This is a genomic window from Bacillus multifaciens (assembly GCF_030756675.1).
GTDB classification, from domain to species: Bacteria; Bacillota; Bacilli; order Bacillales; family Bacillaceae_G; genus Bacillus_A; species Bacillus_A multifaciens.
This window is the reverse complement of the sequence record NZ_JAVBXD010000077.1, coordinates 1-8,004: the sequence shown is the minus strand read 5'-3', so window position 1 is coordinate 8,004 and position 8,004 is coordinate 1. Positions and strand designations below refer to the sequence as shown.

The window sequence follows — 8,004 nt, the reverse complement described above, 5'->3', positions numbered from 1 at the left end:
AGAGGGAAAATTCTCCGTTCTGTTCGTCCATCTACAGTGGAACTGAGTTTCGCACATAGTAAAGAACTCCACGGTTTGCGCTACGCGCGATACCGTGGAGTTCAAAAAGTTAAAACACAAGTTTTGATGACGGCCATCATACAAAACTTAAAAAAGTGGACCAAACTTCGCTCACTTAAGCGAGTTGGTTTACACCTAACACATCAAATTATAGAAGAAACTACTTTATAAAACAAATATAAATCAAAGAAAATGCCAAAAAAATTTGGCATTTTCTTTGACATAATCTTTTTTCAACAAAGTGAAAAAGCAATGTTCCCTCTAAGAAACATTGCTTTTTTGTTTATACTTATACTTTTTTCTTACATAATACCATCATTAATATAAAACACCCATTTGTAAAGGATTAAGAAAAACACTAACGGATCATCACTTGATAGCTTCTTCTAAAGCAAGTTGGTTTTCATATAAATACGTAGCATATGGATGTCCAACATAGCGAACATGCCATGGTTCATACATATACCCTGTTACCTCTTCTTTTTCTTTTTCATAACGGATAATAAACCCAAACTTATGTGCATTCTCAGCAAGCCACTTTCCTTCCCTCGTTTCTCCAAATGAAGGCTCTAATTGAAACTTTGCCGATTGTGATGTAATATCTACTGCTAATCCTGTTTGATGTTCACTTGTACCAGGAACAGCACTAGACATCGCTGTTTTTGCTTCTCCATCTTGTTTTTTATACATCGTATTCAATGCCTTTTGCCTTTCAAATGAACGAAATGCTGAAACAGCAAATAAAAAGATATTTTCACGCTTCGCTTGTTGAAACATACGCTCCAATGATAGAGCTGCTTCTTTGCGCATTTTCTTTTTTTCATTATCGCCTTCATATAAAAAACGTACTTTGGGTATCACTAAATCTTGCGGCTCATACAAATCAGGCAATCGCCTTTTCTTATTTACAAGAACAAGTATTGAATCTGGGTTATTAACAACCGCAAGCCCTCCTTCTATTTTTGCAATGGTTTCTTGTATCTTTGGAAACACAATACTTCCTTGTGCTTCTATCGCTTGTTTTTCTTTATGCCTTACATATTGGGACATTACAATCATAATCACACCAACAATAATGACTACACTGAACAGCATCCATTTTTTTTTCATATAACATCCTTTTATTCTAATAATTTTTCCACTACACACTTATCAACTTCCACTACAGTTCATAACAATTAATTATTCCCATCACATATCATGTATTTTTGCCCATTTTTTTACTTCTTTAAACAAATTGATGACAATTACTTATCTAATTCTAAGAATGCTTATACTTCAATTGACTGTTTACATAATAAAATTATCGGTAATGATGTTTTATAAATGAAAATTCGCTATCATTCTTCCAAATCCCTTTTCAGAAGATAAAGAAACAACTTTTGTACAAAATAAATAGCGCAAGCAACACTTGCTTACGCTTAACCATTCACCTTTTCAGCTTGCCAGTAATACTCACTAAATGCTTCTGCAAGTACGTCTATACTACGATCGAGTTCCTCTTCTGTATTATCAACACCGCCTACTTCAATGAGAATAGCTTGACCGGATAAATCTTGATTGTATACACCGTTTCCTGAGCTAAAATCTTTTTGAATAACTCCTCGGCTTACTCCGGGATATTTTTCCTTTAATGACTCATGTAGCGCTGTTGCCAATTGCAGGTTTTTCGCATAATTTTTATTTCCCTTGCCAATAACAAATGCCAACTTTGCATATGATTTATCACCAATTGTTTTCGTCGTTACTTCTTTCCTAGCACTATCTCTATGCAAATCAAAAAAGTATTGCAGCTCTCTGTTACTTGTCATTGCTTCTTGCACAATCTCTCGAGACATTTTATATGAACTGCGATCATTTAATCCTCGGCTCACTAACATTTTTCCAACATCTGTTTTATCATCCGTTGCACCTATCCCATAATTCTCTAGCTTTTCGCGAAATCTATCCCCAAATATAGAAATATTCTTTACTGAGCTAGTTGCTTTATTGGGATTTGGATTATTCGTTAAATTTAACAATGGTAAATATGACTCCCAACTATGCGTATGATAAATAAATGCTACTTTTCGATTCCCGGTCGTTTGGGCTGGCTTTTTTTTCTCTTCATGTGATTCGTTTTTTTGAGATTTTTCTTGTTCTCCCGTCCGTTCTTTTACAAGCTCTTCTAAAGGTACACTCGATTCAATGGGTAAATTTGTATAATTTGTTCCTTCCCCAGCAATTACAATTTCCGTGTCATATTTTGAAAATCCAGGAAGCTCTATTCCAATTAAACTACGAACATCATCAAATCGAATATTGGTCGCAGCAGATAAGACAAAAGAAGAAATCGAAAAATCTGTATTCAAATGGCGATATTCTTGTGTAAAATAACGATTTTCTGAACCAAGTACATACATATAACCATTCATAGACAGTTCATTTAGCCATTTATATAAATACGCTGACTTTGTCTCCTTTAATGAGGTTACAATCATACTAACAAATAAAAAAGCTGCCATAATACCTAATAAAAGTAGAAAAATAAATTTCGGAAGACTTGTCCGTTTCACATAAAAATAACTTCGATTCATTAAATCACCCTCTCTCCCTAAACATATGTACAAGCTATAGAGAATAGACCAAATGGAATTTGGCAATATTGCTACTTGGGTGAAAAGAATTGAAGCTGTTGATTGGATTATTTCCGATTGTACTATCATATTTCTTTGTTTTACTTGCGGTACATCCAACGTTATTTTTACAGAAACTGATTAGACTTTCCTCTCGGAATACTTAAACATGTCCAATCTTTTCCCTTCAATAGTTTTCCAATATAAATTATTTGCCCAACGTGCGAAGCATAATGGGCAATTTGTCTTTCAATCGCTTGCATTACGGTATGCGGCTCTCGGCGTATATATACAGTTTTTAGAATATCGTTAATTGTAATAGATTCAAGCGCCTGATATACAAATAACCAGCCTTCTTCCCAAGCATGTAACAATTCTTCTTTTGAAGCATATCTACCTTCAAATTCATTGTCACGATTTCGATCTTTCTTTTCTCCATCTGTCGTTAAAAAATTTGTCCACCTTGAACGCATATTTCCAGATAAGTGTTTCACAAGGATCGCAATACTATTTGCTTCTTCATGAGGAATCCAACACATTTCCTCATAAGTAAGCTGCGATAACGCTCGATCCCCTTGCCTTTTTATAGCTTGAAAATTTTCAAATGCACACTGTAAATAAGCTTTTGCTATGTCCATTTTTTCTCCTCCTATTTTTAACTAATCGCTGTCCCATTCGGCACTTCCATACCAGGTTCTAGTAAAATGACATCTCCTTTTTCAGGAACACCACCAAGTACAAGAACTTCAGATTTGAATCCTGCCACTCTTTTTGGCGGAAAATTAACAATCGCAACAACTTGCTTTCCAATAAGTTCTTCCGGTGTATATCGTTTCGTGATTTGTGCGCTTGACTGTTTCATTCCAAGTTCACCAAAATCAATCTCAAGCTTAATTGCAGGCACCCTGGCTTCTGGAAATAGTTCGGCTTGGCGAATTGTTCCAATACGAATATCTAATTTCATGAAATCTTCAAAAGTAGCCATTTCTATCCCCCTCCTTACTATTAATATATAAATTTATTTTGAGTTATCTACAGTTAACGTTGCTATATAGAACAAAATATAACCTGTATTTGTCTTATCCCTTGCATGCGTCTGGATAAGACTCCAACGTTTCTATGTTTCCAACTAAAACGAAAGGGCCATGTTAGCTTTATTCAATCTATTTATTAGATAACCTTCTGCATTTTCCTTCGTAAAAGAAAAATACTTACATACCTATCTTTTATATTTCCTGCAATACTTCCGATCTATAAATATTATTTTAGCCCCTGGCCGTTTCTATACGCGACCAGCTGCTCTTGTCCTCCCTAAAAAGATAATACGTTTTTATGTCGTTTTTTAGCTTGTATATAAAAAAATCCATCCCCTATTTTTTAGGGATGGATTTTCCTCTTACTCTACAATTTCTACTTCACGTGAATTTTTCATTTCTTCTACATGAATAACGCGGAATCCATGATCTTCTAAATCTGTTAAAAGCGTTTGTAACTCTTCTGTCGCAAACTCTTCTCCTAATGTGAACATAATTCTACGTACATATAGTGCTTTGTTATCAAAAGTCATTAAACTTTGGATCCCGCTATATTTTTTTAATACAGTTGATAGTTTTTGAATAGCACCATTATAATCTTGTGTTCCGATCATAACTGAATATTCACTAGAATGAAGACCCCATGCATCTTCTAGTAATTCAAACACTTTTTTATGCGTTAAAATTCCAAGAAAGATTCCATTTTCATTCACAACAGAGATATATGGTAACTCCTTAATTGTAAAGAAAACTTTAAAAAATGAGGAATCTTCTTTTACATAGCCATCTTTATTGCGCAATAATTCTTTCACATTATCGTCTAAAGAACCTTTGTATTCTAAAACATCTACCTTGTAAATATTCCCCAAAAACATTTCTTCTTTTTCATCTAGAACCGGAACACATCGATATCCCGTTTTATTCAAATGATCTAATGCTTCTTGTAACGTATATGTTTCCTTACAAAATAATACTTCTCTTTTTAAAACATAGTTTCCCTTTACTCTCATAAAAATCCCCCTTATGTTAAAATAATTTCTGTGACATTAATATATAATATTTTTAGAAAAAAATAAATAAATTTATTTAATTTTTCTGAATTCTAATTGTTATTCGTCACAATTTCTACCTAAACCTTTCATTTTTTCAACAAATATCGAAGAAAATATTCTATAAAAATTTTCTTTCCTCCTTAAAAGAGATTGTATATTCTATAAAAAAACGTTACAATAATAGAAATAATTTTCAGAATATTCTAAGATAAGGTGGGGTGTATGGCGACTTCTATTATTTCTTATGTATATCGTTGTCTTTTGGGGATTATAGTCATTATCCTTATAAGTCCAATTCCTTCTGTTTTTCTTAACAGTGAACATTCCTATCCTGAAGTACTACATACAATGATTAATGAGTCCATTCATTTTCGTTCCATTACTATTCCGATAACAGATTGGACGCATGAATCATTCTTTTTCTTTTCTTACCATCCAGAAAATATGACAAAATCGTTTCATTCAACTGCACTGTTCCCATACATATGGAAATTATTTTTTTTATCTATGATACGGCTCTTTTTTTCATTTACTGTCGGGTTTTTCATCAGTCTTGGAATTGGTCTATTTTTTAGTAGATTATCTTCTAAAAATAAAAAACATTTTTTAGTGTTACGCTGGGTTCCATTTTCATTTGGAACTGTTTTACTACAATGTAGCTTCATTATTCTTTGTCTATTCATAGCATCATACATATCCTTTCCATACTTTTCTTCCCTTTTAATTATTTGTAGTACGTCCATGGTTATAATAATCCAAGCCATAAAAAAATGGATTCCTTTCTTGCATACAGTCCAAAATACAACACATATTCATGATTCAGGTTTTTATAGTAATACACTGTTTGTTTCTCTACTTGCCAATCATAAGTCTATCATTGGATCCATATTAATTTCATTTACATATATGGAATGTATTTTTCATGTAAATGGGTTATTTCAATTTATTGTACAATACTGTGCTGCTTCCCCTATACTTATTACGATAGGCCTTTTATTACTATATATCCCATATATACTACTTTCTCTTTTTCAATTATTATGGAAAGGAAATCGTCATGCCGAACACATTCATAGCCTATCTCGCACAACAATAGAGTGAATCTTTACTTCCAACTAATCATTGGTTAACCAATTGAGGTCCATATTGGCGTGTCCTTTTTTTAATCGTCAATATGGACAATTAAATTAATACTTTTATCAGCCCTCTTCTCCCTCTTATAGCTATTTTTTTACTAAAACATTACTTTCCCCCTGCTTTCTTTGACTATTCTTTCCTTTTCCATATATTATTAAAGTAAAACTTTTATACAGGAGGTGACATCTTTATTCTAAATTTAGAATAAAGAATATCCTTGGACATATTAAATCTTTTCCTCATTGCTTTACTCATTCTTATTTCTGGCTTTTTCGTTGCGTCAGAGTTTGCTGTTGTTAAAGTACGCAAAATTCGGATTGACCAACTTGCCAATGAAGGCAACAAACAAGCAGTTCTAGCAAGAAAAGTAATTTCGAATTTAGATGTATACTTATCTGCTTGTCAGCTTGGCATTACGATTACATCATTAGGACTCGGTTGGCTTGGTGAACCTACTGTGGAACATTTATTGAAGCCACTTTTTGAAAAAATAAATATAACAGGCAGGGTGGCACACACGTTATCTTTTGTTATGGCTTTTAGCATTATTACGTTCTTTCATGTTGTACTAGGCGAGCTCGTTCCAAAATCGTTTGCTATTCAAAAAGCTGAACAAATTACATTGAAGTTCGCAAGACCTCTAATTCTATTTGATAAAATAATGTATCCATTTATCTGGTTATTAAATAGTACAGCACTCTTTTTCACGAAACTATTTGGATTACAACCAGTAAAAGAAAATGAACTTTCTCACTCTGAAGAAGAGTTACGTCTTATTTTAAGTGAAAGCTATAAGAGCGGAGAAATTAATCAATCCGAATACAAATATGTAAACAATATTTTTGAATTCGATGACCGAGTTGCAAAAGAGATTATGGTTCCGCGTACTGAAATGATCTGTTTATCAACCGAAAATTCATTAGCAGAAAATATGGAAATTATCTCTACTGAAAAATACACACGTTATCCAGTTATCGGAAAAGACAAAGATGATATCGTCGGTATTATTAATACAAAAGAAATCTTCCATGATCAAACAAAAGGTATATGCAAACCGCTACAATCATACATACATCCAGTTTTAACAGTATTCGAAACTGTACCAATAAAAAAGGCGCTCATTCATCTACAAAAAAATCGCGTCCAACTTGCAATTATTATGGATGAATACGGTGGAACTGCAGGTCTTCTTACAATGGAAGATATTATTGAAGAAATTATTGGAGAAATACAAGACGAGTTTGACACTGATGAAACACCAATGATTGAGAAACGCAATCCGACATTAACGGTACTTGATGGAAAAGTACTTATTTCTGATGTTAATGATATGTTTGGGCTTCATATTGATGATAGCGATTTAGATACAATTGGAGGATGGTTTTTGTCACAAGTCATTGACATAAATATTGAGCCTGGTCATGTTATTCAATATGAAAATTATCAGTTTAAAGCATTAGAATTAGATGGACATCAAATAAAGAAAATTGCGGTAAGTAAAATAGATACCTAAAAAGGAGTTATGTCGTGAATTTCTTGTTAACTATATGTATTGTCGCGTGTTTTATTATATCGTTTATCGCATTCATCTATCCAATCATCCCAGGTATACTCGCTTTATGGGCTGGATTTTTCATTTATCAATTTGGTATTAACGACTTGCAATTAACAACGTCATTTTGGATTGTTCAAATTATATTTACAATTATTATTTTCATTGCTGATTTTATTACGAATAGCTATTTCTTAAAAAAGTATGGGAGTACAAAATGGAGCGAACGTGTCGGTATGGTTTCGATCATTGTTGGATCCTTCTTTTTCCCGCCATTTGGACTGATTATTATCCCATTCCTCTCCGTTTTCGTAGCAGAATTAATGCATAAAAAAGCACCAAAAGAAGCTTTTATGGTTGGAATTGCTACTGTCATCGGATTTTTAAGCAGTACGATAGCTAAAGCGATTTTACAAATCATTATGATTATTATATTTGTGTGCTATATTCTTTTTTAGCCATCCTTATCTTGAAGTGCACCCCAATTGTTAGACACAGTCTAACAATTGGAGGTGCAGTTTTTTTATGGCTAAATTTTCTTCAAAAGAAAAAAT

At 32.9% G+C, this 8,004-nt stretch carries 9 protein-coding genes; 3 read left to right on the top strand and 6 right to left on the bottom strand.

The window, feature by feature from the left end; all coding sequences use genetic code 11:
- The coding region (locus tag Q9306_RS24230) for a transposase (RefSeq protein WP_306203145.1) at positions 1-231 on the top strand (231 nt) is incomplete at its 5' end.
- A gap of 198 nt (positions 232-429) precedes the next feature.
- Here Q9306_RS24230 and Q9306_RS24225 read toward each other — a convergent pair.
- From Q9306_RS24225 to Q9306_RS24200, 6 genes are all read right to left on the bottom strand, one after another.
- Complete coding sequence (locus tag Q9306_RS24225; protein ID WP_306203143.1) at positions 430-1,170, bottom strand: M15 family metallopeptidase; 741 nt, start codon at positions 1,168-1,170, stop codon at positions 430-432.
- 311 nt (positions 1,171-1,481) lie between these two features.
- Positions 1,482-2,636 (bottom strand): stage II sporulation protein P, encoded by a 1,155-nt coding sequence (spoIIP, locus tag Q9306_RS24220; RefSeq protein WP_306203141.1) that lies wholly within the window; start codon positions 2,634-2,636, stop codon positions 1,482-1,484.
- Positions 2,637-2,803: 167 nt separating this feature from the next.
- Positions 2,804-3,313, bottom strand: coding sequence for a DUF1572 family protein (locus Q9306_RS24215; RefSeq protein WP_306203139.1), 510 nt, complete (start codon positions 3,311-3,313; stop codon positions 2,804-2,806).
- Between the two features lie 17 nt (positions 3,314-3,330).
- Positions 3,331-3,660 carry a chaperone CsaA gene (gene csaA / locus Q9306_RS24210; protein ID WP_306203137.1) on the bottom strand — a complete coding sequence of 110 codons (330 nt, stop codon included), beginning with the start codon at positions 3,658-3,660 and terminating at the stop codon, positions 3,331-3,333.
- Positions 3,661-4,071: 411 nt separating this feature from the next.
- Entirely contained in the window at positions 4,072-4,719 is a 648-nt protein-coding gene (cbpA, locus tag Q9306_RS24205) for a cyclic di-AMP binding protein CbpA (RefSeq protein ID WP_306203135.1), read from the bottom strand.
- A gap of 500 nt (positions 4,720-5,219) precedes the next feature.
- Positions 5,220-5,525 (bottom strand): hypothetical protein, encoded by a 306-nt coding sequence (locus Q9306_RS24200; RefSeq protein ID WP_306203133.1) that lies wholly within the window; start codon positions 5,523-5,525, stop codon positions 5,220-5,222.
- Positions 5,526-6,115: 590 nt separating this feature from the next.
- Between Q9306_RS24200 and Q9306_RS24195 the strand changes: the two genes are divergently transcribed.
- Together Q9306_RS24195 and Q9306_RS24190 are read left to right on the top strand one after the other, a co-directional pair.
- The gene (locus tag Q9306_RS24195; protein ID WP_306203132.1) at positions 6,116-7,411 is read left to right on the top strand and encodes a hemolysin family protein; all 1,296 of its coding nucleotides are present in this window, start codon (positions 6,116-6,118) and stop codon (positions 7,409-7,411) included.
- 14 nt (positions 7,412-7,425) lie between these two features.
- Positions 7,426-7,908, top strand: a complete 483-nt coding sequence (locus tag Q9306_RS24190; protein ID WP_306203130.1) for a DUF456 domain-containing protein — start codon at positions 7,426-7,428, stop codon at positions 7,906-7,908.
- Positions 7,909-8,004: the final 96 nt, after the last annotated feature.

What these genes read in the sequence shown, in the direction of transcription:
- Q9306_RS24225 (WP_306203143.1), bottom strand. Translation starts at nt 1,170, where the DNA reads ATGAAAAAAAAATGGATGCTGTTCAGTGTAGTCATTATTGTTGGTGTG.
- spoIIP (WP_306203141.1), bottom strand. Translation starts at nt 2,636, where the DNA reads ATGAATCGAAGTTATTTTTATGTGAAACGGACAAGTCTTCCGAAATTT.
- Q9306_RS24215 (WP_306203139.1), bottom strand. Translation starts at nt 3,313, where the DNA reads ATGGACATAGCAAAAGCTTATTTACAGTGTGCATTTGAAAATTTTCAA.
- csaA (WP_306203137.1), bottom strand. Translation starts at nt 3,660, where the DNA reads ATGGCTACTTTTGAAGATTTCATGAAATTAGATATTCGTATTGGAACA.
- cbpA (WP_306203135.1), bottom strand. Translation starts at nt 4,719, where the DNA reads ATGAGAGTAAAGGGAAACTATGTTTTAAAAAGAGAAGTATTATTTTGT.
- Q9306_RS24200 (WP_306203133.1), bottom strand. Translation starts at nt 5,525, where the DNA reads ATGGCTTGGATTATTATAACCATGGACGTACTACAAATAATTAAAAGG.